This is a genomic window from Streptomyces sp. NBC_01255 (genome assembly GCF_036226445.1).
GTDB lineage: Bacteria > Actinomycetota > Actinomycetes > Streptomycetales > Streptomycetaceae > Streptomyces.
This window is the reverse complement of the sequence record NZ_CP108474.1, coordinates 902,524-928,399: the sequence shown is the minus strand read 5'-3', so window position 1 is coordinate 928,399 and position 25,876 is coordinate 902,524. Positions and strand designations below refer to the sequence as shown.

At 70.8% G+C, this 25,876-nt stretch carries 19 protein-coding genes; 10 read left to right on the top strand and 9 right to left on the bottom strand.

The window, feature by feature from the left end; all coding sequences use genetic code 11:
• Window positions 1-22 precede the first annotated feature (22 nt).
• Complete coding sequence (locus OG357_RS03770) at window positions 23-976, top strand: ATP-binding cassette domain-containing protein (protein WP_329619750.1); 954 nt, start codon at window positions 23-25, stop codon at window positions 974-976.
• A complete protein-coding gene (locus OG357_RS03765; protein WP_329619749.1) occupies window positions 973-1,761 on the top strand; it encodes an ABC transporter permease in 789 nt (262 codons plus the stop codon). The genes OG357_RS03770 and OG357_RS03765 overlap by 4 nt, the downstream gene beginning before the upstream one ends.
• Here OG357_RS03765 and OG357_RS03760 read toward each other — a convergent pair.
• The 4 genes from OG357_RS03760 to OG357_RS03745 form a co-directional block, all read right to left on the bottom strand.
• Window positions 1,739-3,604, bottom strand: coding sequence for a hypothetical protein (locus tag OG357_RS03760; protein WP_329619748.1), 1,866 nt, complete (start codon window positions 3,602-3,604; stop codon window positions 1,739-1,741). The genes OG357_RS03765 and OG357_RS03760 overlap by 23 nt on opposite strands.
• A 13-nt stretch (window positions 3,605-3,617) precedes the next feature.
• Window positions 3,618-5,165: a patatin-like phospholipase family protein gene (locus OG357_RS03755; protein ID WP_329619747.1), complete on the bottom strand. Its 1,548-nt coding sequence runs from the start codon at window positions 5,163-5,165 to the stop codon at window positions 3,618-3,620.
• Complete coding sequence (locus OG357_RS03750) at window positions 5,162-6,907, bottom strand: GMC family oxidoreductase (RefSeq protein WP_329619746.1); 1,746 nt, start codon at window positions 6,905-6,907, stop codon at window positions 5,162-5,164. Before OG357_RS03750 ends, OG357_RS03755 begins: the two co-directional genes overlap by 4 nt.
• A gap of 71 nt (window positions 6,908-6,978) precedes the next feature.
• Window positions 6,979-8,127 (bottom strand): AI-2E family transporter, encoded by a 1,149-nt coding sequence (locus OG357_RS03745; protein ID WP_329619745.1) that lies wholly within the window; start codon window positions 8,125-8,127, stop codon window positions 6,979-6,981.
• Window positions 8,128-8,387: 260 nt separating this feature from the next.
• On the opposite strand from OG357_RS03745, the gene OG357_RS03740 reads away from it, so the two are divergent.
• Window positions 8,388-9,578: a cytochrome P450 gene (locus OG357_RS03740; protein WP_329619744.1), complete on the top strand. Its 1,191-nt coding sequence runs from the start codon at window positions 8,388-8,390 to the stop codon at window positions 9,576-9,578.
• 21 nt (window positions 9,579-9,599) lie between these two features.
• Here OG357_RS03740 and OG357_RS03735 read toward each other — a convergent pair whose 3' ends face one another.
• Window positions 9,600-10,013 (bottom strand): MerR family transcriptional regulator, encoded by a 414-nt coding sequence (locus OG357_RS03735; RefSeq protein ID WP_329619743.1) that lies wholly within the window; start codon window positions 10,011-10,013, stop codon window positions 9,600-9,602.
• 49 nt (window positions 10,014-10,062) lie between these two features.
• On the opposite strand from OG357_RS03735, the gene OG357_RS03730 reads away from it, so the two are divergent.
• The gene (locus OG357_RS03730) at window positions 10,063-10,947 is read left to right on the top strand and encodes an NAD(P)-dependent oxidoreductase (protein ID WP_329619742.1); all 885 of its coding nucleotides are present in this window, start codon (window positions 10,063-10,065) and stop codon (window positions 10,945-10,947) included.
• Window positions 10,948-10,960: 13 nt separating this feature from the next.
• On the opposite strand, the gene OG357_RS03725 is transcribed toward OG357_RS03730, so the two are convergent.
• Complete coding sequence (locus tag OG357_RS03725; RefSeq protein WP_329619741.1) at window positions 10,961-14,035, bottom strand: AfsR/SARP family transcriptional regulator; 3,075 nt, start codon at window positions 14,033-14,035, stop codon at window positions 10,961-10,963.
• A gap of 202 nt (window positions 14,036-14,237) precedes the next feature.
• Between OG357_RS03725 and OG357_RS03720 the strand changes: the two genes are divergently transcribed.
• From OG357_RS03720 to OG357_RS03710, 3 genes are all read left to right on the top strand, one after another.
• On the top strand, window positions 14,238-14,786 hold the full coding sequence (locus OG357_RS03720) for a hypothetical protein (RefSeq protein ID WP_329619740.1): 549 nt from the start codon (window positions 14,238-14,240) through the stop codon (window positions 14,784-14,786).
• Window positions 14,787-14,824: 38 nt separating this feature from the next.
• On the top strand, window positions 14,825-16,372 hold the full coding sequence (locus tag OG357_RS03715) for an outer membrane protein assembly factor BamB family protein (RefSeq protein ID WP_329619739.1): 1,548 nt from the start codon (window positions 14,825-14,827) through the stop codon (window positions 16,370-16,372).
• Between the two features lie 139 nt (window positions 16,373-16,511).
• Entirely contained in the window at window positions 16,512-17,285 is a 774-nt protein-coding gene (locus tag OG357_RS03710) for an SDR family oxidoreductase (RefSeq protein ID WP_329619738.1), read from the top strand.
• A gap of 52 nt (window positions 17,286-17,337) precedes the next feature.
• Here OG357_RS03710 and OG357_RS03705 read toward each other — a convergent pair whose 3' ends face one another.
• Entirely contained in the window at window positions 17,338-18,813 is a 1,476-nt protein-coding gene (locus OG357_RS03705) for a flavin monoamine oxidase family protein (RefSeq protein WP_329619737.1), read from the bottom strand.
• A 644-nt stretch (window positions 18,814-19,457) separates the two neighbouring features.
• On the opposite strand from OG357_RS03705, the gene OG357_RS03700 reads away from it, so the two are divergent.
• A complete protein-coding gene (locus tag OG357_RS03700; RefSeq protein ID WP_329619736.1) occupies window positions 19,458-21,902 on the top strand; it encodes a BTAD domain-containing putative transcriptional regulator in 2,445 nt (814 codons plus the stop codon).
• Window positions 21,903-22,067: 165 nt separating this feature from the next.
• On the opposite strand, the gene OG357_RS03695 is transcribed toward OG357_RS03700, so the two are convergent.
• Window positions 22,068-23,624, bottom strand: coding sequence for an aspartate aminotransferase family protein (locus OG357_RS03695; protein WP_329619735.1), 1,557 nt, complete (start codon window positions 23,622-23,624; stop codon window positions 22,068-22,070).
• 203 nt (window positions 23,625-23,827) lie between these two features.
• Here OG357_RS03695 and OG357_RS03690 point away from each other — a divergent pair, with 203 nt between their 5' ends.
• Window positions 23,828-24,019 (top strand): hypothetical protein, encoded by a 192-nt coding sequence (locus OG357_RS03690; protein ID WP_329619734.1) that lies wholly within the window; start codon window positions 23,828-23,830, stop codon window positions 24,017-24,019.
• Window position 24,020: 1 nt separating this feature from the next.
• On the top strand, window positions 24,021-24,545 hold the full coding sequence (locus OG357_RS03685; RefSeq protein WP_329619733.1) for a flavin reductase family protein: 525 nt from the start codon (window positions 24,021-24,023) through the stop codon (window positions 24,543-24,545).
• A gap of 117 nt (window positions 24,546-24,662) precedes the next feature.
• Here OG357_RS03685 and OG357_RS03680 read toward each other — a convergent pair whose 3' ends face one another.
• Window positions 24,663-25,832 (bottom strand): acyl-CoA dehydrogenase family protein, encoded by a 1,170-nt coding sequence (locus tag OG357_RS03680; RefSeq protein ID WP_329619732.1) that lies wholly within the window; start codon window positions 25,830-25,832, stop codon window positions 24,663-24,665.
• Window positions 25,833-25,876: the final 44 nt, after the last annotated feature.

Sequence of the window (25,876 nt, the reverse complement as noted above, 5' to 3'; positions counted from 1 at the left end):
GGCAGGAAGGAAAGGAGGGGACGTGACAACGCCCCCCGCAGCAATCAAGGCGACCGGCTTACGCAAGGCGTACGGAGACAAGGTGGTGCTCGACGGCATCGACCTGGACATCCCGGCCGGCACCATCTTCTCGCTCCTCGGCCCCAACGGAGCCGGCAAGACGACGACCGTCGAGATCCTGGCGACGCTCACCGACGCGGACGCGGGTGACGTACACGTCGCGGGCCACGACATCACGCGGAACGCCGCGGAGGTCCGGGCGGCCATCGGCGTCACGGGTCAGTTCTCCGCGGTGGACAACCTGCTCACCGGCAGGGAGAACCTGATCATGATGGCGGACCTGTACCACTTGGGCCGCAGCGGCGGCCGGCGTCGAGCCGCCGAACTGCTGGAGCAGTTCGACCTGGTGGACGCGGCGGACAAGGGAGCCCTCACCTACTCCGGGGGCATGCGGCGCAGGCTCGACCTCGCCATGACGCTGGTCGGCAGGCCGCGCATCATCTTCCTCGACGAACCGACCACCGGCCTCGATCCCCGCAGCCGGCACGCCATGTGGGGCATCATCCGCGGCCTGGTCGCCGAAGGCGTCACCGTCTTCCTCACCACCCAGTACCTGGAAGAGGCGGACCAGCTCGCCGACCGCATCGCGGTCCTCGACCACGGGAGCCTGGTCGCCGAGGGCACCGCCGAGGAACTCAAGCGGCGCGTCCCGGGAAGCTACATCCGGCTGCAGTTCGCCGAGACCGGCCACCTCGAGGCGGCGGCCCGCATCCTCGACGACGTGTCCAGGGACGAGAAGTCCCTCGCGCTGAGGGTCCCGACCGACGGCAGTGTCCGCTCCCTCCGGACGCTGCTCGACACACTGGACGACGTGGCCGTCGAGGTCGACGAATTGACGGTCCACTCTCCCGACCTCGATGACGTGTTCCTCGCTCTGACCGACCCGAGCAGCGCCCAGAAGGGGTCCGCCCGATGAGCAGCTCCTCCTACGTGGTCACCGATTCGATGACCATGCTGCGGCGCAGCCTGCGGCACGGAATCCGTTATCCCGTCATGCTGGTCTCCAGCCTGGTGACGCCCATCATCCTGCTGCTCATGTTCGTCTACATTCTCGGCGGCACCATGGGCGCCGGAATGGGCGGCGGTTCGGGTCGCACCGAGTATCTGAACTACATCGCCCCCTCGATGATCCTGCTCACGGTCTGCTACGGCGGCGGGACCACGGCGGTGATGGTGAGCGTCGACCTGACGGAAGGCATCGTCAAACGATTCCGCACCATGCCGATCTCGCGCTCCGCGGTGCTGACCGGGCATGTGATCGGCGGAACCATCCGCACGATGGCCACCGTCACGCTCGTCCTCCTGGTGGCCCTGCTCATGGGCTTCAGCCCCACCTCGACCCCGGTCGAATGGCTCGCCGCGTTCGGCGTGCTCACTCTGCTCGGCATCGCTCTGACCTGGCTCTCGATCGCCTTCGGGGCCCAGGCCAAGAGCCCTGGCGGCGCCGGCACCGCCATGCTGCCACTGCAGTTGCTGCCGCTGGTCAGCAGCGCCTTCGTGCCCACGGACTCGATGCCGACGGCGGTGCGCCTGTTCGCCGAGTACCAGCCCTTCACGCCCGTCATCGACACGGTGCGCGGGCTCCTCATGGGCAGCGAGATCGGCAACAGCGGCTACCTCGCCATGGGATGGCTGATCGGCGTCCTCCTGGTCGGCTTCCTCTGGGCGAGGGCGGCGTTCAACCGCCGCGGCCGCGGCTGATCTCCGCTCGTCCTCCGTGCCGTGCGATCACCACGGGATCTTCGATGAGTCGCACGGTCGGCGGCGTACCGGGTACCGGCCGGACCCACGAGGTCGGGGTGTCCGCGACCACGTCGAGTCGCCAGTCCCGGCAGGTGCCTTGGAGTGCCAGCGGGTAGAGCGTGAGCGTGCCGTCCGGTGCGATGTGCATCCGGACGAAGCCCGTGCGGTCGTCGACGGACTGGCCGGACATTTGCCAATCGGCGACCAGACCGTGGTGCGTCAACAGCACCCACAGGGCGAAGACCGCGGAGCCGAGGAACGCGCCCGTCACCACGATGACGGCCACGGGGATGGCCAGCCGGAGCAATCCGAACCACGAAGGTGGCAGCGCCCAGACCACGGTGACGGTGACGGCCAGGACACCTGCGGCGACCGCCAGTTGCAGCAGCGTGGCGACGATCGGACCGGTCATTCTCCGCGGTGGCCGTGCGCCCGCCGGTCGTCTTCCCCAGCCGAGCACGAAGGGCAGGATGAAGAGAAAGACGCACACGCCGACCATGCCGATCACGTCGTAGGCGCCGGCACTCCGGATGGCGTCGACGGGATGCCGTCTCCCTGCGGCCAGCGCGAACGCGCCACTCATCAACAGGACGAGCACCAGCTGCACCACCCCGGCCAGTCCGGCGAACCCGGGGTTGCGCCACCCGAGCCAGTACCGCGTGAAGGGGTTGGCGATCCTCCGGGCGAGCGAGCGGGACTCTTGCGCCGTGGGGTACGTGTGCGGGCTGAGGGCGAATGCCGCCGGCGGGTCGTCCTTCTTCCGCAGCCGCGACGTGGCAGGGGGAAGCGACAGCGCGTTCGGCAGTCTGTGCGTGGAGGACAGGAACGCGCCGCCCAGGCCGCACGTCACCATCTGGCGCCGTCGGGGGTTCGTGGGCGGGGTTCCGCCGGACGTGGGCGGGTCGTCGGGCAGCCGTTCCTCGTAGCGGGCGTAGTGGTGCTTGTCGCCGGTCAGCCAGAGGCGGATCGACGCGCCCGTGTCCACGCGCTGCCCGGTCACCCGGTCGAGCCGGGTCCGGATGAAGTTCCGGTCGAACCAGTGAAGGGTGTTGAAGGAGTCGGGATCCCCGTGGCTCTTGATCCAGGTCGGCGCGGCGGAGCAGACGATCACGCTGTCGCCCGGCAGCAGCCGCGGCGAGAGGCAGGTCTCGAAGTACCGTCGCTGCGGATCGTCGATGTAGGAGCCGAGCTGACTGTCCAGACCGACGAGCCACCAGCGCCGCGGCAGCCGCACCGCGAAGTAGCTCCGGGTCTGCCGGGTCTGCCAGCCGCCGATGCACCTCTCCTGGGCGAACGTCCGCAGGAACGCGGTGAGTCCGTCGTACCAGTCGTGGTTGCCCGGCAGCGCCACCATGAGCGGCTGGTCGGGTGCCGACGGGAGCGCGGCGCGGTAGGGCCCCTTCAGCCGGTCCTCGTACGCCGTCGTCGAGGCCACCGGATACACCTGGTCCCCGCCGAGGACGAGCAGCGAACCCCGGGGGCACGAGACGGCATCGGAGACGGCGAGCTCGGGCGCGGCCAGCGCGGACGCCACCGAGTACGTCGCCTCGAAGCCGTCGCCGAGGTCGGCGACGAAGTCGATCCAGATCTCCCCGGCGTCGGGATGCGCCAACGGAGCCTGCAGCAGTCCGGCCCGGAGCGCGCCCTGTATCTCGCGCTTGTCCGCGTAGTCGGCGAACACCGCGGCCAGACCGACCTTGACCGCCGTACGTGACAGCTCCGTCGGTGCCAGCCAGCGCACCGGCTTCCGCGGGGTGAACCGGAGCTCCGTTGCGCGCTTGCGCAGCTTGCCGACGTCCACGACGACTCCTCGTTCACAGGGGTGACCAGGGCAGGACGTTCTGCGCGTACACGTCCCACAGCTTGCCGGAGAAGAACCGTCCGAAGCGGCCCAGCGTGGCCGCCCTGCCGGCGAGCGTCGGCGCTTCGACCCGGAAGGTGGTGAGCTGCTTCAGGAAGTCGGCCGGGCGGATGCGAACGGCTCCCGTGGCCACCACCTGGGCTTCGGCCTCCTCGTCGATGCCGACGTGGCCACGGAGGACGCGGGTGTGGAGGACGGACGTGTCCTTCCAGACTCCCCGGCGGGAGTCCTCGTTGACGTCCTTGTGCCCGCTGAGGGTGAGGGGGTGACCGGCGCGGTCGGTGAAGAACAGGCGGTAACACATCTGGAGATGTTCCGGGTCGGACCGTTCCACGAACAGCTGGAAGGTTCCTCGCTCGACCGGAAGGCGTCCGCCCAGAGCCTGGCAGACGATCTCTCCCCGCAGGGAGGCCTCGTGCTCCGGATCGACGAGGAAGCGGTCCATCCCCTGAATGTCGACGGTCACGTGCAGGGCCAGGTCGACGGCAGTCGCATCCTCCGGCGCGGGCATGTCCTGGACGTCGTGCTCGCCGAAGGCGACGCGTCCGACCATGCGTTCGGTGAAGCGCAGACGGGTGGGGCCGTCGGGGCGGTCCGGAGGGGCGCCGGGCTTCCAGGGAATCCCCTGGTCGGTGCACCACTGGCGGGCGCGGTGGACGCCGAGTTCCACGGCCTGGGCGAAACGGTCCCTGCTGAAGTTGACGAGGTAGTTCAGCGGGACCTCGGCGCTCAGGAGCCTGACGTCGATGAGGCGTCCGAACTCTCCGTGCTCTCCCGCGCGGATGGCCGTGTTGCTGGCCTCGATCCGGCGAAGCCAGTGCTTCAACTGGCCGTTGGCGGTCGTTTCGATGATGTGGAAGTAGTTGGCCACGAAGCCGTTCCGCCAGCGGTGCCGCCGGCTGACCGTCCAGATGATCCACAGTTCGTCGCAGCCTCGCCGGATGGCCTCTTCGACGTTCCCGTCCGTCAGGTAGACCGGGTCGATGTACGTCCTCCCGTCGATCACGACGGGAGGGAACCACATGGGCAGTGCCACCCCGGCGCAGAAGCGGTCCTCGTCCATGCGGTCCGCGGTCACCGTCTCCAGCTCGTTGGAGCTGAAGTCGTAGAGGTTGAAGGTGGCTTCCCGGTCGGTGGCCCGGATCCGCTCCCAGTCCAGTCCCCAGTCCGGGAAGACGCGGCGCCGATAGCCGTCCAGCGTGAAGAGGGAACGGGCGTACGGTCCCTTCGGCAACTCGCGCCAGTTCGGGGTGACGCCCTTCAGCGGGGAGAGGGTGCGCCAGTTGTCCGCGATCTCGCGCCCGGACATCCCTTGGCAGTACATCGCGAGGTTGAACACGCCTCCACTGGCTCCGTCGACGTGATCGAACCGCAACTCGGCCTCGTCCAGGAGGACTTGGAGGACGCCCGCCTGGAAGGCCACCTTCAGGCCGCCGCCGGCGAGGATGAGGGATCTGCGGGGGGACGCCTCGCGGCGCTCGCCGCCCTGGCCGGTCGTCATGTGGGCTCCGCGGAGTGCTGTCGGTGATCCTCGATGATGCGGTCGGCCGACCGGTCGGCCAGTGCCGCGATGGTGAGCGAGGGATTCGGCCCCACGGGGCCGGGCATCACCGAGCCGTCGGCGATCGAAAGCCCCGGGTAGCCGTACACCCGCCCGAAGGAGTCGACCACGCCTTCCCGCTCATGGCGTCCCATCGGCGCGCCGCCCAGGGGATGCACGGTGATGAGGCGGTTGAGCCACCACAGGGGACTCGATGCGTAGCGCCCGCCGATGCTGTGGGACACACGCTTCATGGTCGTGTTCATCTGGTCGAAGTACGGAGCCGAGGCGGTGAGGTCCCAGGCGAGGTCGAGATGCCCGTCCCGGAGGAACATGCGGCCGTTGGGGACGTCCCTTCCCATGCCGAGCAGCGGCGCGGACGTCGCGGTGAACAGCCCCTTGCCCATGGCGTCGCCGAGCTGTCGTCCCACACGGCTCTTTGCCGTTCCCGTCAGCTGCGACCAGCCTCGCCGCAGCAGGAACCTCGCGACCCTGTTCGACATGGTGAGGACGTTGTGCTCGACGAGCCAGTTCAGGAATTCCGGGTATCCGGCGTCCTCGATGTAGAAGCCCCGGACGCTCTCGCCGTTCTCGCCGTTCTCCTCGCGGTCCACGCGCATCGCACTCGTGATGACCGGGCCGAAACTCGGCTCCAGCATGCGCGGCTCCGTCTCCCCGGGCCTGCCCTGAATGCTCCGCCGGGCTTTGAGGACCAGCCCGAGAAAGTCGCCGTTTCCGGAGAAGTGGGTACCCAGCGCCGGACTGAGGGCGGGAAAGGCGCTGCGGTTTCTCAGCAGCAGATAGGTGGTGCCGAGGGTGCCGGCGGAGAGAACCAGCCGCTTGGCCCTGAGGGTGTGCAGCTCGGGAGACGCGTGCGGATCTCCGTCCCCGGTGGCGTCGTGCTTGATGTAGGAGACCAGGAATCCCTGCGGGACCGGTTCGAACGAGCGGACCTCGCAGCCGGTCCGGATGTCCGCCCCGAGCCGGTCCGCGGCGCTGAGGTAGGTGAAATCGAGACTGTTCTTGCTGCCGAAGTTGCAGCCCAGGTCGCATTCGCCGACGAGCTTGCACGTGAAGCGGGGGCTGTGATGGATGTTGTCCTCGCCGCCCGGGATGGGCGCGCCGGGCACGGCGGGGTCTCCGAACGAGACGGCCAGCTTCGGACGCTCCCACGGAAGACCCAGCCGGGCCGCCGCCTGCTCCATGGCGAGGGTCTTGGGCGTGTCCTGATAGGGCTTCACATCGGACGGGTACCGCTGCGCACCGAGCATGTCCTCGACGCGCTGGTAGTACGGATCGAGGTCCTGGAGTGTGACGGGCCAGTCCTCGTAGCCGCCGTCGAACGCCTCGTGGACGAACCAGCTTTCCGGCTTGCGGATCAGCACGTTGGCGTAGATCAGCGAGCCCCCGCCGAGCCCGCTGGACACCAGGGCGTCGAGCTTCGAGAAGCTCCACATGTCGTACATTCCGTAGAGGCGGGAGTCCGGGTCCCAGAAGTTTTTGGCCGTGTCACGCGGGCTGCGCGGAAAGGACCCGGGCGGGAACGGCTGTCCTCTTTCCAGCAGGCATACGCTCAGGTCGGCCTCGGCCAGACGAAATGCGGTGACGGATCCGCCGAAACCCGATCCGACGACGACGGCATCGAAGACGTCCACGCTCGCCACCTCTAGAAGCCGAAGCTGCTGCCTTGACTTCCCCCGCATGCGGTTGGTGCACGCACGACCCCCTTCAATGGTTCACCCGCGGGTCGTGACGCGCACGTCGAACCGCCGGACTACGCGGTCGCGGCCGGGTCGAGGGCCGGGCCGGCGGGCGGCTCGTCGGCCGCCGGTTCCGGCCGGGGTCCCGGGAGTTCCTGCCCGGGTTCTTCGAGCTCCCCGCGGACGTAGTTCCAGACCACCGCGATCAGCGCGGCCGCGGGGACGGCGAGCAGGCTGCCCACGATGCCCGCCAGGCTGCCGCCGAGCGTCACCGCAAGGAGGATGACCGCCGCGTGCAGGCCCAGGCCGCGGCTCTGGAGCATGGGCTGGAAGACGTTCCCCTCCAACTGCTGGACGACCACGATGAGGGCCAGCACGATCAGCGCGTCGGTCGGGCCGTTCGACACCAGGGCGATGAGGACCGCGACGAGCCCCGCGAACAAGGCGCCGATGATCGGCACGAACGCGGAGACGAACGTCAGGACGGCCAGCGGAAGCACCAGCGGCACGTCGAGGAACCACAGGCCGAGGCCGATGAGGACGGCGTCGATCAGGCCGACGAACGCCTGGGAGCGTACGAACGCGCCGAGCGTGTCCCAGCCGCGCGCGGCCACGACCGGGATGTCGGTGGCGAGCCGGCCGGGGAGCTGCCGGGTGAGCCACGGCAGGAAGCGCGGCCCGTCCTTGAGGAAGAAGAACATCAGGAAGAGCGAGAGGAACGCGGTGACCACGCCGTTGAAGACGGTGCCGACCCCCGTCGCGACGGCGTTGACCATGCTGCCGATGCTGTCCTGGAGGCGGGCGACGGCGGTGTCGAGGGCGCCGTTGATCTGACTGTCGCCGATGTTCAGGGGCGGCCCGGCCGCCCACTCGCGCAGCCGCTGGATCCCTTCGACCACACCGTCGGCGAGTTCGCCGGACTGGGACGCCATCGGTACGGAGATGAGCGCGACGATGCCCGCGATCAGCAGGAGGAAGAGCACGGTCACCGTGGTCGCGGCCAGCGCGGGGGGCCAGCCGTGCCGCCGCAGGAACCGGGCCGGCGGCCAGGTGAGGGTGGTGAGGAACAGGGCCGCGATCAGCGGCCACGCGACGGACCACATCCGGCCCACGAGCCAGAGCGTCACCGCGGCCATCAGCAGCACGAGAAGCGATTCGGCGGAGACACGTGCGGCTGTCCGGAGCGCGCCGGCGGATTTCGTGGAACTCAACATGGGAGACATCCAAGCAGGCGGCGCGCCTCGGCCGTACGGGCGGTCTCCGGCGGAGTATCGGTCCGGTGGGCGGCCCGGTCGCGGGTGCGCGTGCGTATTGCCTTCGCCGTCATTCATTGCAACGCATCATTGCATTCATGTGCAGCGCCATTGCACCAGTTTCCCGCAATCTACCTGCGTTAATGGGGTTTTGGCGATTGACGGGATCATGAACGCAACGTAGCTTTCCTCATACGCAAACGCGTAATGTCGCGAGATGAGGAATGGCGATGACCGACACCGTCCACACCGTCACGACGCTGCCGACCGAGCGTCCGTCCGGCTGCCCCTTCGACCCGCCGGCAGAGCTCGTCGACGCCCGCCGGCACGGCCCCATCAGCCGCTTCACCCACCCCGGCGGGAAACCCGGCTGGCTGATCACCGGATACGACCTGGTCCGGTCCGTCCTGGCCGACCCCCGGTTCAGCTCCCGCAGGGACCTCCTGAACGTGGTCGACTTCGAGATCCCGCCGGCCCCGCCCGGCGAGTTCCTGCTCATGGACGATCCCGACCACAGCCGCTACCGCAAGCCGCTGGTGGGCAAGTTCACCGCGCGGCGGATGCGGCTGCTCACCGAGCGCGTCGAGCAGATCACCGCCGCCTGCCTGGACGCCATGGAGGAGACCGGGCCGGACGTGGACCTCGTGACCGCGTTCGCCAAGCCCATCCCCACCATCATCATCTGTGAGCTGCTGGGGGTGCCGTACGAGGACCGGGACTCGTTCCAGGAGCAGATCGACACGTTCATGGGCGGGGAGACCGGTGACGAGGAGCTGATCGCGGCCTACACCGCCACCCAGGAGTACCTCGCCGAGCTGGTGGCCGCCAAGCGCGCGAACCCCACCGACGACGTACTCAGCGAACTCACCGACAGCGACCTCACCGACGAGGAACTGAAGGGCATCAGCCTGATCCTGCTGGCGGCCGGATTCGACACCACCGCGAACATGCTGGCCCTCGGCACCTTCGCGCTGCTGCAGAACCCGGAGCAACTGGCCGCGCTGCGCGACGATCCCGCGCTCATCGACCAGGCCGTCGAGGAGCTGCTGCGGTACCTGAGCGTCGCCAAGTCGTTCATGCGGACGGCGCTGGAGGACGTCGAGGTGGGCGGCCAGACGATCGAGGCGGGCACGACGGTCGTCCTCTCGTACAACACCGCCAACCGCGACCCCGAGCGCCACGCCGATCCCCATGTCCTCGACATCCGGCGCCAGTCCACCGGACACGTGGCCTTCGGTCACGGCGTCCACCTGTGCCTGGGCGCGCAGCTGGCCCGTGTCGAGATGCGGGTCGCGTTCAACGCGCTGCTCGCCCGCTTCCCCACGCTGCGCCTGGCCGTACCGGCCGAGGACGTCGTCCTGCGCCCGGAGACCGCGGACATCTACGGCGTGAAGAGCCTCCCCGTCACCTGGGACGTGTGACCGGGAGCCGCGAGCACCCGTTCAGGAGGCGACGGCCCGTACGTCGGCGTCGGCATCCGTGAAGGGCGGGTAGCTCTCGCCGCTCACGCGTTCCGCCGCGACGATGTAGTCGGCGAGGGCTTCGCGGGACTGGGCGAGCCGCTCCATCTGGTCGTCCAGTCGCCGCAGGCGCGAGCGCATCGCGGCCAACAGCTCCGGACACCCGGCGAGTTCCGGCGCCTCGCCGATCGCGCACGGCAGCAGGTACGCGATGTCCTCGGAGGACAGCCCGGCGCCGAGCAGGTGCCGGATCTGCTTCACCCGCAGCAGGGCGCTCTCGTCGTACTCGCGGTAGCCGTTCGTGCCGCGGTCCGCCGTCAGCAGGCCCTGGGCCTCGTAGTAGCGCAACTGGTGGGCGTTGACGCCCGCCCGACGACTGAGTTCCCCGATACGCATCGAAACCTCGCTTGACCTTCACACCGGTATCAACGTTGACGATGCTGCCATGAACAACACACCCCACGCGCCCGTGACGGTCATCGGACTCGGACTGATGGGCCGGGCACTCGCCGGCGCGTTCCTGAACGCAGGGCATCCCACGACCGTGTGGAACCGAACGTCCGCCAAGGCCGCCCCGCTGGTGGCCGCCGGCGCACGGCCGGCGCCGACCCTCGGCGACGCGCTCACGGCGGGTCCCCTGACGATCGTCTGCCTCACCGACTACGACGCCATGTACGAGCTGTTCGACGCGAACGACGTCACCTTGGACGGTACGACCCTGATCAACCTCACCTCGGGGAGCTCGGGCCAGGCGCGCGACGCCGCCGAGTGGGCCGCGCGACGCGGCGCCCGCTACCTGGACGGTGCCGTCATGGCCATCCCGTCGGGGATCGGCACCGCCGATGCGGTGATCCTCCACAGCGGGCCCCAGGAGGTCTTCCAGGCCCACGAGGCGACGCTCGAAGCCCTCGGCACGGTGACCCACCTCGGTGCGGACCACGGCCTGGCGTCCTTGTACGACGTGGCCGGCCTGGCCATGATGTGGAGCGTCCTGAACGCCTGGCTCCAGGGCACCGCCCTGCTCAGGACGGCCGGTGTCGACGCCGCGACGTACGCGCCGTTCGCGCGGCAGATCGCCGCCGGCGTGGCCGACTGGCTGCCCGGGTACGCCGAGCAGATCGACAAGGGTTCCTTCCCCGCCGAGGTGTCGGCGCTGGAGACCGACGCGCGGGCGATGGAGCACCTCATCGAGGAGAGCGAGACGCTGGGCGTCAACGCCGAACTGCCGAAGCTCATCAAGGCGATGGCCGACCGCGCCATCGCCGCCGGGCACGGCGGGGAGCAGTACCCCGTGCTCATCGAGGAGTTCGGGAAGCCCCGGACCGGCTGACCGGCTGACCGGGTCACTCCCGGGGGTCGCCCGGCCCCGGGGACGTGCCGCTCAGCCCGTCGCGTGCCATGCCGTACTCCCGGGGGTGGTCACCCGCTCCGGGCAGGGCGAGGGCGGTACGGAACTCCTCGTGCGCCTCGGCGTGCCGGCCCGCCGCCGCGTACGTGCTGCCGAGGCGGATCCGGACGTCCATCTCCAGCCACGTGCTCGTGTGCCGGTTCAGCGCCGACAGCGCCTCGTGGTGGGTGTCGACGGCGGAGCTCAGATCCCCCTGTACGTGTTCCGCCGCGGCGAGCCGTGACAGGCCTGCCGCGCGGAGCGGGAGATCCTCGGCCTCGCGGGCCAGTTCGGCCGCCCGCCGCAGCAGGTGCGTGGCCTCCGCGTGCCGGCCGAGGGCCAGGTGGGCGTCGGCGACGAAGCACAGGGTGCTGCTGATCGTCCGGGGGCGGCCGTTCTTCTCGGCGAGGGCCAGTGCGGTGGTGTAGTGGTCCAGGGCCTGCTCGTGCCGTCCCTGCAGGGAGTGGATCGCGCCGAGGTTGCAGTTCACCATCCCGGTCAGCCAGTCGTCGTCGAGACCGGACGCCCGTTCCACCGCGTCGCTCAGCCGGGCCAACGCCTCGTCGGTCCGGCCCAGGGTCAACGCCGCGGTGCCCATCCCGGCGATCGCCCGGGCCACGTCTCGTGGATCCCCCTGGCAGCGGGCGTACCGCAGCGCTTCGGTGAACCGGTCGCCCGCCTGCCGGAACCGGCCCTGGTAGACGTCGACGATTCCCAGGCAGATGCGGAGCGAGGAGGGCATCCGGCGGTCGGTCGCCATGTCCGCGCATTCCAGGGCGCGCTCCAGGGCGACACGGCACTCGTGGAAGTGGCCCTGGCGCGCCAGGTGGTCGACGAGGGCCTCGGCGATCCGGCAGGCGTGGTCGAACTCACCGGCGGCGGCCGCGAAGGCCACGACGTCGACCAGGTCTCCGCCCGCCGCGCCGAGCCAGGCGGAGGCCTCGCCCCAACCGGAGAACGGCGGCGGCCCTGTGACGTCCTGGCCGGCGGGGAACGGCTGCGGCCACCAGTCGCTCGCCATGCGGCCCGCCGCCGCGTAGAGCCGCAGGACGGCGGCGCGGTCCGCGGCGGCTTCCAGGGGTGCTTCGGCCGCGAGACTCCGCGCGTGTGCCCGTACGAGATCGTGCAGCCGGTAGCGTCCGGGATGCGGCTCCTGGAGGAGGCTCGCGTCGACCAGGTCCTCCAGGAGGGCCTCGGCGTCCTCGTCGGACCGGCCCAGCATGGCGGCGAGGGTGAGGGCGTCGAAGCGGGCGGTCGGAGCCGACCCCAACGCCCGGAAGCCGCGCCGCAGTTCGGGCGTGAGCTGGTCGTACGACATCCGGAAGGCGGCCTCCACGCTGCGGTCCCCGGCCCGCAGCTCGCCGAGGCCGCGCGCGTCGTCGGTCATCCGGTCTGCGAGGAAGGCCAGCGTCCAGGACGGGCGGTTCTGCAGCCGGGCGCTCGCGATGCGCAGCGCCAGCGGGAGGCCGCCGCAGCGCAGGGCGAGCTCGTGAGCGGCCTCTGGCTCGCGGTCCGCCCGGGACTCGCCGAGGAGCTCCCGGAACAGGCCGACGGCGTCGCCGGAGCCGAGTGGCTCCACGGTGAGCCGGAGATCGGCGTCGAGGCCCGGCAGGCGATGCCGGCCCGCCACCAGGACCCGGCTACCCGGTCCGGCGGGCAGCAGCGGTCTGACCTGGTCGGCGCTGCGGGCGTTGTCCACGACCAGCAGCAGCCGCAGCCCGCTCGTGGCCGCACGCCACGCGGTGACGAGCTCCGTCACGTCGTCCGGGTCGATCCGGTCGTCCATGTCAGGCGAACCGTGGGGGAGTTCGGCGCCGGGCTCACGGACGGCGCGGAGCAACCGCCGCAGCGCCCGCTGCGGGCCGACGCTCTCGTGGGCGGCGCCGTACGCGTGCAGGTCCACGAACAGGCAGCCGTCGGGGTAGGCCTCGCTCAACGCCCAGGCGGCGCGCACCACCAGGGCGGTCTTGCCGACGCCCGCCGTGCCGTCGATCGTCATCACGGACACGGCGCCGGGCGCCACGGGGGCGGTGAGCAGGGCGAGTTCCGCCTCGCGGCCGACCAGGCAGGCGGTGTCGCCCGGCAGTTCGTTGCGACGAGGGTGCGAAAGGGGACGCTGCGGGGGCGGTGAGTCCTGGAGCGGGGTGGCCCCGCCCGCGCCCGGGACGCCCGTGTCCGGGACGCCCGTGTGCGCGACGGCCGCGCGCGGACCCGGCGCCCGGCCGAGCAGCAGCTCGTCCTCCCGGCGGAGGACGGCCTGGTGCACGCGGCGCAGCTCCTCGCCCGGTTCCACGCCCAGCTCGTCGAGGAGCAGCCGCCGTGTCTCCTGGTAGACGGCCAGCGCCTCGGCCTGCCGGCCGCTGCCGTACAGGGCGCGCATCCGCAGGGCGGCCAGCGGCTCGTCGTGAGGCCGGGCCGACAGCGCGTCCAGGAGACCGTCCAGGGCGTCCGGATACCGCCCGAGCAGCACCAGACACTCGGCGCGGCCCTGGTGCAGGGCGCGCCGCTGCCGGGCGAGGCGGTGCCGCTCGGTGTCGGCGAGCGGCCCCGGCACACCGGGCAGGGGTTCGCCGCGGAGCAGCTTCAGGGCCCGGTCGCCGTGGTCGAGGGCGCCGGCGAGGTCACCGGCGGCCTGCGCGCGCCGCGCGAGGCCGGCGTGCTCGGCGAGGTCGGCGAGGTCGGTTCGGGTCTCGCCCGGCACGAAGCGGTAGCCGCCGTGCCGTCCTTCGATCTCCGACCCGGCGGGCCCGGCGCCCGGCGTGTCCAGCGCCTTGCGCAGGGCGTAGACGTAACTCGGCAGGACCCGGTGACCCGTCCCCGGAGGTTCGGTTCCCCAGACGTCGTCGAGGAGCTGCCCGTACGTGACGAAGGCGGGCGCGCGCAGGACCAGGGCGGCGAGCACCGCCTGTCGTCGTACCGGGCCGAGTGCGATCGGCGTATCGCCCCGCAGCGCCCGGACCGGCCCGAGCAGCTCGATCCGCAGCCGCCCCCTCGTCCCGGCCGGAACCGCACCGGGCCTCCCTGCATCCATGCCCACTTCGAAGCCCCATGTCCCCGTGTTCCCTGCCCGCGCAGGAGTCCCAGTCTCCTGCATCAGCGGGATTTCATCCGCGCTGCAGAGTGCCTCTCCAGTGTGGGACTCGTCATGTCGGGTGCCGATGTGCCGGGCGGTGAGCGGGAACAGTCGGTCGGCGAACAGCAGCCGACACACCGTCAAGAGAGGACATGTCCCCATGTCGCATGCCAGTGGCACGTCCGGTGCACGGCCCACCCGCCGTGGCGCCCGGTGGGAGCGTTACCGGGTCACCCATCCCTTCTCCGCGCAGGACCAGGCGGCCCTGTGGGGGTCGATCGTGGGTGTCGTGGCCCTGGCCGCGCTCCTCGGCTGGGCCCTCGACATGAAGGGCGGAGTCGTCATCGTCGCGGCGGTGCCCTTCATCATCGCCTCGTTCGAGAGCCGCCGCACGGCGTTCCAGTTCGACGCGGCAGGCGCCCGGTTCGGCACCGTGGTGGTGCCGTGGACCGACGTCACCCAGTTCGTCGTGGTCACACCGGCGGACGGGCAGCGGGCGCTGATCGGCGCGCGGTTCCGGCCCGGCGCGGCCCTTCCCTCGGGGGTGACCGCCCTGGCGCAGGACCCCGCCATGCCCGCGCCGATCCATGTCGCCGTTCCGCGTGCCAAGTTCGATCTCGCGAAGATGGTCCACAAGGCGCGCCGCTACGCTCCGGCGCACCTCCAGATCGTGGTCGCCGACCCGTCCGGCGAACGAGTCGCCTCGTGATGGACAGTTCTCGGACCGGCGGACAGTAGGAGAGACCGATGCACCACCCGCCACAACCCTGGTACCGGCCGAACCAGCCACAGCAGCCGGTCGCCGACAACCCGTACGCCCCCGAGGGCTACACCCCGCCGGAGCCGCCGCCCCGCCGGAGACGCTTCGGCAAGGGGCCGCTGATCGCGACGGTCGTCGTCCTGCTGGTCCTGGCGGCGAGCGGATGGGTGTACGCCCTCGCCGACGGCCGGTGGGGCGACCCGGCCCCGCCCGTGGCCGACAAGGCGCCCAGCCCGTCCGCGACGCCGACACCGTCCCGTACCCCCGCCGTCGCCACGCCGACGCCGAAGAGGATCCCGACGTCGGAGGAGATCAACGCGGGCCGCAAGGCCGGAGACGCCGCGGCGTGGATCGTCGACGACCGGACCGACCTGCCCCGACGCCACATCAAGCTCTACCCCCTGTGGATCGTCGGCGACACCGTCGTCCAGGCGGCCTACGAGAAGGTCACCGCCCGCCGCCTGTCGGACGGAGCCGAGGTGTGGAGTGTGCCGCTGCCCGCCTCCGTCTGCGAGGCACCGGCCAACCCGACCCCCGACGGCAAGATCGTCGTGGTGTACCAGAGCAACCGGAACTGGACCGGAAACCGCTGCAACCAGCTCCAGATGATCGACCTCCGGACCGGGAAGGCCGGCTGGCACAAGAAGCTCACCGAGACCGGTTCCATGGACCGCACGATCATGGTGAACAGCGCGATCAGCGGCGGCACCCTCGCGATCGTCCAGAGCATGAAGGCCGCCGCGTACCGCATCGACACCGGCGCCAAGCTCTACGACATCCCGCTGGAGAACCCCGGGAAGTGCTACCCCGACAACCTCGCGGGCGGCCCCCGGCTCGTCGTGAGCTCCACCTGTGCGATCAGCGTCGACCGCGGCAAGTCCTACCACCAGCTCCGCGAGCTCGACCCGCGCACCGGCAAGGTCCGCTGGCGCTACCGCACCCAACCGGGCTGGAGCGTCGGGAAGATGCTCTCCGTCGAACCGGTCGTCTTCACCACCTACCACCACGAGGACACCAACGGCAACTGGCGGGTCGTGGCCTTGAAGCCCGGCGGGAAACTCCGCGTCACCGTCGACGCCCGGCCCAAGGGGTTCACGTACTGCGCCGACGCGGGGGACTCGGGAGGGAACATGCAGCAGTGCCCGGGCACCGCCGTCGGCAAGGACATCGTGTTCCTGGGCGGTACCGACCGGGTCGGCGGCTACAGCCTCGACACCGGGAAGCTCGTCTGGGGCGTGAAGTCCTCGGACACCACCCTGCACCCGCTGCGCACGGACGGCGGCCTGTTCGCACTCGTCTACGAGGCCCCCTCGGCCGACCGGCCGGGCGGGATCCTCCGGCTCGGCCCGGGCAGCGCGGACACGAAGAAGCAGGTGCTGGTCCATCCCATGACGGCCCGGTCCGTGGAACGTCGCATGCTGGCAGGACGCCTGGCCTATGCGAACGGCCGGATCGTGATCTCGCCGAGCGGGGTGTCCGGCAACGACGCGGACCACGAGGCCCGCATGCTGTCCTTCGCTCCCGGGACCCCGTGACCGGCCGGCACGGACGATACGGGTATCAGGTCGCCGCGGGCGGTGGAGACCCGGTTACCGGTCAGTGATCACGCAGTGGTACCGGCCCGGTTACGGTCGGTGTCGTTCAGTGAGTCGCTTGACGTCTTCAGGAGTAGTGATGGGCAAGTACGCCGGCAAGAAGGCCGTGGTCATCGGTGGGACGCACGGCATGGGCCTCGCCATGGTGCAGGGGCTGCTCGACGGCGGGGCCGAGGTCCTGCTGACGGGGCGGAACAAGGACAACATCGAGACCGCGCGCCGCGATCTCGACGGGAAGGCCGTGCACGTCCTGCGGTCGGACGTCGCGAGCATGGGGGACATCGCGGAGCTGGGCGCGGCCGTCGAGGAGAAGCTCGGCCGCGTCGACGCCGTGTTCGTGAACGTCGGATACGCCGCGCTCGAACCGATCGCCCTCGTCACCGAGGAGACCTACGACCGGCAGTTCGACGTGAACACCAAGGGCGTGTTCTTCACGGTGCAGAAGCTCGCCCCGCTCGTGAACGACAGTGGGTCGATCGTCTTCACCACGTCGATCGCCAACCTGACCGGCACCCCCGGCATGGGCGTGTACTCGGGCGCGAAGGCCGCCGTGCGCTCCTTCGCGCAGGTCTTCGCCGCCGAGCTCCTGCCCCGCGGCATCCGGGTCAACTCCGTCAGCCCCGGCTTCATCCACACCCCGACCATGGGCATCGCGGACGCCACCGACGAGGAGCGGGCCATCCTCAGCCAGGTGGGCGACGAGCTCACCCCGATGAAGCGGCACGGCACGCCGGAGGAGGTCGCCACCGCGGCGCTCTTCTTCGCCTTCGACGCCACCTTCACCACCGGTGTCGAGCTGGTCGTGGACGGCGGTCTCACCCAGCACATCCAGCCGGTGCCGCCGCAGCAGTAGCGGAACCCGTGACCCGCGGAGTGGCATCGCCACTCCGCGGGTCACGGTCGTCTCAGGCCCTGACGAGCCGCGACGCGAGTGCCCTCGGGGCCACCACCTCGGCCGCCGCCCGGCCCGACTCGATCGCCCCGTCGACGAAGCCGTTCCACACGCTCGCGAGGTCGCCGCCCGCGAACGCGATCCGGCCGTACGGCCGCTGGATGTCCGGCAGTTGGCGGAGGAGCTGGCCGGGGCGGCGCAGTGCCTGGGCGCCCCGGGCGTACGTGTCGGCCCCCCAGTCGTGCGAGCGTACGGACGCGACCTGGGCGGTCGGCAGGTACTCCCGGACGGCGGCCTGCACCTGCGCGAGGTTCGTCGGGTCGAAGGTCGGGTCGAAGGCGAAACCGATCACGAGGTGGCCGTCGGTCAGTTTGGCGGTCGGGAACAGGCTCTCGATGCGCTGGCCCTCGTACCCCTGGCAGAGGCTGAGCGGGGTGACGCCCTTGACGTGCATCCACAGCTTGACCGTGCGGCGCACGCCGATGCCCTCGGTCGCCGCGTCGGCGTGCACCTTGGGCAGCCCCGGCGCGAAGGTGATGTCCTTCCACACATTGGTGGGCACCGCCACGACGACGTGCGAGGCGCGGAAGGTCCCGCGGTTGGCCGTGACGACCGAGACGCCGCTGCCGGTGTCCGCGACGGCGGTGACCGGGGTGTTGAGGCGGATGGTCAGCGGCTGCTCGTACAGCATCGCGCGGACGAGCCCGCTCATGCCGCCCAGGCCGACGCGCTGCGACATCAGGGAGAACCAGCCGTCCGCGTTCCAGCCGGTGTGCGCCCACCACTGGGCGAGCGAGGTGAGGGCGCCGTCCCCGCTGGAGCCGCCGGCGAACCCCGCGACCTGCGAGCTCAGCCAACCCGCGTCCTGCGCCGGGAGGTTGAGCTGGGCTATGCGGTCGTGCAGGGAGAGCGGGTCGACGGCACGCAGCAGGTCGGCGCGGAACAGCGGGTCGCGCGGCCGCTCGAAGTACTGCCGCGAGCCCTCGAAGAGCTGCGTCAGCATCTCGCCGAGGCGCCCGAACACCTCGCCGGGCGCGAAGGTGGTCGGACCGCTTGCGGTGGGGTAGATCGCCACCTCCGGCTGGATCTCGGTGACCAGCGGGATGCGGTACCGGTTCAGCTCCTCCATGGCGAACGTCTGCGCCGGGTGGATCCACTGCCCGCCGAGCTCGATCTTCCGGCCGAGGTAGCTGTCGGTCCACACCCGTCCGCCCACGCGGTTGCGGGCTTCGAGGACCAGGACCTGGAGGCCGCGCGACCGGAGTTCCCGGGCGGCGGCCGCACCGGCGAATCCCGCGCCGACGACGATGACGTCGAAGTCCCTCCGGGCGTCCTCGGTGACCTGGGCGGGGCCGGCGTGCGCCGTGCCGCCGAAGGCCAGCGAGCCGGCCGAGGCAGCGACCGCCGCCAGACCCGTGGCCTTGAGTGCGGTACGGCGGCCCACCGGGCGATGAGCGCCGGAGCGCGGCGGCGTCCTGTCGGTGTTCACGATGTCTCCTCGATGTTTCTGCGACGTTCTGCGATGTTCGGCGTGCGTGCGCGATGCCCGTTCCGGATTGCGTGATCCCCGGACGGCCGAGCGAAGGTAATGAGCCGAATTCCGTGCCGGTGCGAAAGTAGCCGAGGTCCCGCCGCTCCTTGCCCAATGCCTGCTCACGGGCCGGTAATAGGCGGCGGATGAGCCGGCGGAGAGGGGACGGTTTCCCGCCGGTTCCCGAACGGTGGGGATCTTCGACGACGGTGGGGGAGCACCGGGATGCCGAAGGCTCCGGCCAGGGCGGCGAACGAGGTGGGACCTGGTGGCGCGTGACCATCGACACCGTCGGTCCGGCGCGCCACTCCTGCGGGAACGTTCGGTCGATGTGAAATCATGGCAATCGGCGGTGAAATGTGCAGCCGGATATGTCCTGGATTTCTGACCACTCTCCAGGAGGCTGAATATTTCAGGCCGGGAAACAGTTAAATCCAGCCAAGAGCGAATGATGTCCGAATGCGGGGGAGCATGGCGACACGCCGGCAGAAGAGAGCGATTCGGTCGAGACGCCGACACGGGGACGTGAGTGGGGCCATTGGGGCATTCGTCGGATCTTGCGCAGTCCAGGGGGACACATGCACATTCATATGTTGGGGCCGTTGGAGGTCGTTTCCGAGGGCGGCGGGACCGTCTCGCTAGGAGGTTCCCGTCAGCGGGCGACCCTGGGGTTCCTCCTGCTGAAGGCCAATAAGGTCGTCGCCACCAGTCAGTTGCTCAACGCCGTATGGTCCGCGGACGACGCCCCGAGCTCGGCGCGGAAGATCCTGCAGAACGCGGTCTGGGGACTCCGGGGCGTGCTCCACAACGGCGCGCAGGGCGGGTCCGGCAGCCGGAGCACGCAGCCCCCCGCCCTGCTCACCCAGGCACCCGGATACATGCTGCGCGTCGAACCGGAGCAGGTGGACCTCTTCCGCTTCGAGCGGCGCGCGATCCAGGGGCGGGCGGAACTGGAAGCCGGCCGGACCGAGTCCGCGGCACGCCTCCTGAAGGAGGCGCTCGACCTCTGGCGCGGACCCGCGCTGACGGACCTGGTGGAGACCGGGATCTCCTGGCCCGAGCTGTCGGCCGTCCAGGGCGCGCGTACCGACGCCATGGAGGACTACTTCGAGGCGCAACTCGCCCTCGGGCGCCACCACTCCGTCCTCGGCGAGCTCGAGACGCTCGTCGAGAGGGAGCCCCTCCGTGAACGGGCATGCAGCCAGCTCATGCTGGCGCTCTACCGCTGCGGACGACAGGCCGACGCGCTCAACGTGTACGGCCGGATCCGCTCCGCCCTCGTCGAGAACCTGGGCCTGGAACCCGGTCACGAACTCCGCACCCTCCAGCAGGCCATCCTCACCCACGACCCCGCCCTCACCTTGCAGGGCCCGGCCACCTCGTACGAGTTCACCCAGGTCGCTGCGACCGAGCACGCGGTCGCCCTGCGGGGCGCCACCGGAGCCCCCGCGTACCGGGCCGGCTCGGGCACGCCGGCCGCGCAGACCCCGTCGGCCACCCCGGCCGACGGGGCGGCGGCGGGCCCCGCGGAGGCGAACCCGTCCGGGGCCCGGCAGACCGTGGTCTCCGAGCACCGCAAGGTGGGCGTCGTCCTCCTCAGGACCGAACTCCACGCCCACGCCTCCGAGATGGGCATCGAGGCCGACCGGCTGCTCCAGGGGACGGCGGCCGCGGTCAAGGAGGAGATCGAACGCCACGGCGGGAACATCGCCGGTTCCGTCGGCCCGTTCTCGCTGGCGCTGTTCGGCGTGCACCACGGCCGTGCGGACGACGCCGAACGCGCGGTCCGCGCCGCCCTCGCCATCCGCGACCGGCTCGCCCCCACCGAGCGGCTCGCCGTCAAGGCGGCCGTCGAGGTCGGGGAGGCGCTGGTGCGCTACCTCCCGGGCGACGAGCAGACACCGCCCTCGGCCGTCGGCTCACTGATGGACGAATGTCACCGGCTGCTCGCGGTCGTTCCCCAGGGCGAGGTCAGGGTGAGCGACAGCACGTTCCGGGAGACCGAGTCCGTGATCGCCTACGAACCGGCGGAGGATCCGTCGAGTGGCTGGCGGGTCCGGTCCGGCAGCGAGGAGCCGACCGACCACCACGGCGTGCCGATCGTCGACCGCGAGATCGAACTCGAAGTGCTGCGCGGACTGCTGGAGCTGGCCCGGCACCGTGGCAACCCGCACCTGGTGACCCTCCTCGGCCAGGGTGGCGTCGGGAAGACCCGGTTCATCGTCGAGCTGGAGCACCGCATCACCGGCCGCCCGCACGCGCCCCTGTTCCTGGCGACGAGGGCCACCCTCCTCTACGGCAGCCACCCGCTCTCCGCGCAGATCGCGATACTGGCGTCGTGCTGTGGGATCCAGCAGGGCGACTCGGGGAAGCAGGCGCGGGCCAAACTGGCCAGCACACTCCATCAGCTGGTGCAGTGCGAGGAGACGGCCGGCCGGCTGCTGCCGTACCTCAGCCCGCTCGTCGACCCCGAGGGCTCGGAGATCCGTCAGCCGATGGTCTCCGAACTCCTCAACGCCTGGTACGAGTTCGTGGGCCTCGCCGCCGAGGAACGGCCCCTCGTGATCGTCGTCGACGACCTCCACCGGGGCGACGACCGGCTGCTCGACTGCGTCGAACAGCTCCCGGAGAGGGTCGGCGCCGTACCCCTCGTGGTGATCGCGGCCGCCCGCCCCGAACTCCTGGAGCGCCGCCCCGACTGGGGCAGCGGCAGCCGTCAGGCGACCACCCTCACCCTCGAACCGCTCTCGGACGCCGCCGAACAGCGACTCCAGGAGCTGCTGTCGGCGGCGGCCCCCGGAGACGCGCAGGAGGCGGCGGGCGGGACAGCGGGCGCGATCACGACGGGCGGGGGCCGGAGTCCCGGTGTCCGCGCCGCCCGGTCGGTGCTGCGCCTCGCCGAATTCCGCCACGCCGGAAAGGGCGGCGGTGGGGCCGGCGGCCATGGGGTCGTCGGTCCCGGGACCGTTGGCCATGGGACCGGTGGTCACGGGGCCGGCGCGCAGGAACAGGTCCAGCGCGTCCAGAGCGAGCGCCAGTACGGCTAGACAGACCGCGGAGAGACCGGACGAGGCGAGACCGGCCGAGGCGAGACCGGACGAGGCGAGACCGGTCGAGGCGAGACCGGCTGCGGAGCAGACCCTCCACAGTCGACGACGGTGTGGCCCGTCCCGGACGGGACGGGCCACACCGGTCACGCGGATCCGCGCCCCTCACACCCCTCCACCGGTGAGGCGCTTCTCGTCCTCGTCGCGCAGCACGGAGGCCACCGCGCGCAAAGCCTCCGCGAGCCGCTCGATCTCCGCGTCCGTGAGATGCACCGACGGCGCGAACCGCAGCGTGTTCCCGGCGCTCGCCGTGGGGAACGTCCGCACCCGGTGCTCCCGCAGCAGATAGCCGGACAGGGTGTACCCCAGCAGGCCGGACCTGGCCCCGTCCCGCACCACCGCGGAGGACGACTCCGACTGGTCGTGGAACTCCAGGCCCAGCATCAGCCCCTTCCCGCGGACCTCCTTCACGACGTCCGGGAAGTCGGCGCGGACCCCTTCCAGGGCCTCGGCGAGCCGGGCGCCCCGCTCCCTCGCGAGCCGGTAGGCGAGGCCGTCGTCCGCCTCCAGCATCTCCAGGACCTTCAGCGCGATCGGGGTGGAGAAGCCGTCCTTCGCGAAGGTCGAGCTGTGGACGAGCTCGAACTCGTCGCGGTAACGGCCGCTCCGTACGAGCATCACTGACGTCTTCGCCAGGCCACCGCCCAGACTCTTGGCCAGCACGTAGTAGTCGCCGCGCAGGCCGATCAGCGAACTCGCGAGGAACGCGCCCGTGCGCCCCATCCCGCTCTGGATCTCGTCGATCACCACCGGGATGCCGGCGGCGTCGCACTCCCGGCGGACGGCGCTCGCGAACTCCCGCGTCAGCGGGACGATGCCGCCCTCGCCCTGGATCGGCTCCAGCAGGAACGCCGCCACGAGCGGGAAGGGCCGCTCGACGACGGCGACCACGCCGTCGCGCACCACGAGGTCGCGGAGCGCGGCGCTTTCCTCGGCGATGATCCCCCCGAGCGCGTCGGGGCGGTCGAGCGGGACGAACCTCGCCCGGTTCGCCAGCGCGGTGAACGGAGTCCGGTAGGCCGCGTTGTGCGTCAGCTGGACACTGCCGACCAGCTTCCCGTGGAAGGAACCTTCCAGGGTCAGGAACACCGGAGGCCGCGACATGACCTGCGCGTTCGCACGGGAGACCTCCTCCGCCAGGGCCGCGAAGTCCTGGTGCTCCCCGTCCGGCAGAACCGCCTCGCCGGCCTCGACCGCCGCCCGCGCGGCGGCAGCGTGCTCCGCCACCTCGGCGACGAGAGCCCCCGCCCGCAGCACCCGGTCCAGCTCCGCGTGCTTGACGGCCGCCTCGATCGCCTCGGCGCCGCTGTTGGCGAAGATCGCCGCGTACTCCTCGCCGGCTCCCGTCTCCCGGCGGACGATGCCGCTGAGCAGGGCGGCGACCTCCTGGGCGCACGAGTTGCGCGAGAACTGGGCGTTGACCGGGACTCCCTCGTCGAGGAGACGCCTCGCCCGCGCGACGATCTCGGGATGGTGGTGACCGAAGATCAGCGAGCCGTAGCCGCCCGCGGCGTCCAGGACCGGGATCTCCTCCCCGTCGTCGCCGCGGTAGAACAGCGTATTCCCCTCGGCCCGCGTGTATTCGACATCGAGCCCGACGGAAGTGAGGAAACCGAGCAGATAAGGCTCGGAGATTCCGGGTTCATCGGATACGGAGTTCATGACGCCCCCTCTTCTTGGATACCGGGGACCCTACCCACGAGGCGGCGGAACGGCGCCGTCACGGGTCACGACGTGGTCACCGGCCGGTTGGGGCGAGGCATGAACACCCCTGTGCCACACGTTACTTGAGAATGAACGAGCGTCAGAATGCCGTCGGATACGTTGTCCTGGTGCTCCCACATCCGAATTCCGAAAGAGGCGGCATGAGTTTCTCTTCCGTAGCTACGGGGATTCCCGATCCGGACATCGCCAGGTGGTGGCGAGGCCTGGACGACCGGGAATCGGTCGGCCGGCTCTCCGCCGCCGACTGCCTGGAGCTGATATTCGCCCGCATCCCGGTCGGCGAGGGCGCCCGCGCCTGGTCCTCCGCACCGGCTCGCACGGCGGGGGCCTGAGATGCCGCCCGTACGGCCCGTCGTCACCGAGGTGACCCCCGCGTCGCTGCGCGCGGTGATGTCCCGCTTCGCCACCGGCGTCGTCGTGCTCACTGTCGGCGGCGAGAACCCCCACGGCATGACGGCCAACGCCTTCAGCTCCGTCTCGCTCGATCCGCCGACCGTGCTCTGCTGCATCGGCCGCAGCGCCGTCATGCACGCCGCGATCACCGACGCCGGACGCTTCGGCGTCTCCGTCATGAGCGCCGAACAGGAGGAGACCACACGGTATTTCGCCGACAAGAAGCGGCCGCTCGGACCCGCCCAGTTCGAAGGCGTCGACTGGCTGCCCGGCCCGGGCACCGGCGCCCCGCTGCTCTCCGGAGCCCTGGCGTGGCTGGAGTGCGAGGTCACCGAGGCGCACGAGGTCGGCGACCACTCCGTCTTCCTCGGCGAGGTGGTCAGCGCGGTCAACGGCGCCGCCGGCGACGGACTCCTCTTCTTCGAAGGCCGGTTCCAGCGGACCGGCACCACCCCCGGCCGCTGAACGCAAGGCCCCGAACCCCTCATGCCGGTGATCCCGGCGGCCGGACGGCCGCCGGGATCACCGGCATGGACACGCACCGACCCGGGGCCTCCCCGGCCCCGGGCCACGCCCGCTCGTCTAGAGGAAGGGGGTCTCCTGGTCGAGGCCCAGGAGCGCCCGGCCCTGCACCTCCAGGTTGCCGTGCAGCTGAGCCAGCGCGTGCAGGGAGAAACCCTGGATGTCGCGGTGGAAGCGCTGCAGCGGGACACTGCGCTGGATCACCGAGCCGCCACTCGCGTTGAACAGCACCTCGACCGCCTCCTTCGCGAGCTGCGCCGCGAAGGCCGTCTGGCCGCGCACGACGGCCTTCTCCTCCAGCGACAGCTGCTCACCGGCATCGGCCCGCCGCTGCATCAGCTCCAGCCATACGCCGGCCAGCGCCTCCGCCGCCGTGATCTTGTTGGCGGCGGTCGCCACCTGGATCTGGGTGAGCGGGTGCCGGGTCTGGTCCGTCCACGAGGTGTACGTGATGCCGCGCCCCGGGAGACGCTCGACGAAGAGGTCGTACGCGCCCTTGGCGATGCCGATGAACACCGCGGCGGCCGCGGCCATCACCTCGCTCACGAACCCGTACTCGCGGCCGTCCGCACCGCCGTTGGAGCGGTCACCGGTCGTGCTGAACAGCAACTCCTCGAAGCGCCCCACCCGGTAGCCGGGGACGAAGACGTCATCGGCCGAGGAGGTCGCGCTGCCCGTGCCGGAGCCGGCCGACACCTTCCAGTCGTCGACCACCGTCATGTCGGACATCGGCAGCAGCGCCATGACCTCTTCGAGGGAACCGTCCGGGTGCTCCAGCATTGCGGAGGCGAAGTTCCACTGGGCGCCCCGGCAGCCGGAGTTGAACCGCCAGCTGCCGGTCAGCCGGTAGCCGCCCTCGACGGGTGTGAGCCGGCCGGTCGGCGCGAAGGCGCTGGAGACCCGGACCGAGCCGTCGGTGAAGAGCTCCTCCTGCGCCCGGTCGGGATAGAGCGTGGCCGCCCACGCGCTGGTCGCCCAGACGAACGTCACCCACCCCGTCGAGGGGCAGCCGCGCGCCACCTCGGTGATGACCTTGGACTGGTCGGCCAGGTCGAAGTCCAGGCCCCCGAACCGCTTCGGGACGGCGATGCGGAAGACGCCGGCCTTTTCAAGGAGTTCGATGTTCTCGTCGAGAATCCAGCCGCGGTCCTCCGACTCGATACCGTTCTCCCTGAGCGTCGGCACGATGTTCCGGACAGATTCCAGTACGGATTCGAGTTCAGCGTTCATACGATTCCATCTCCCTGCTCGATCGACTCGTTCGTCACGTTCCG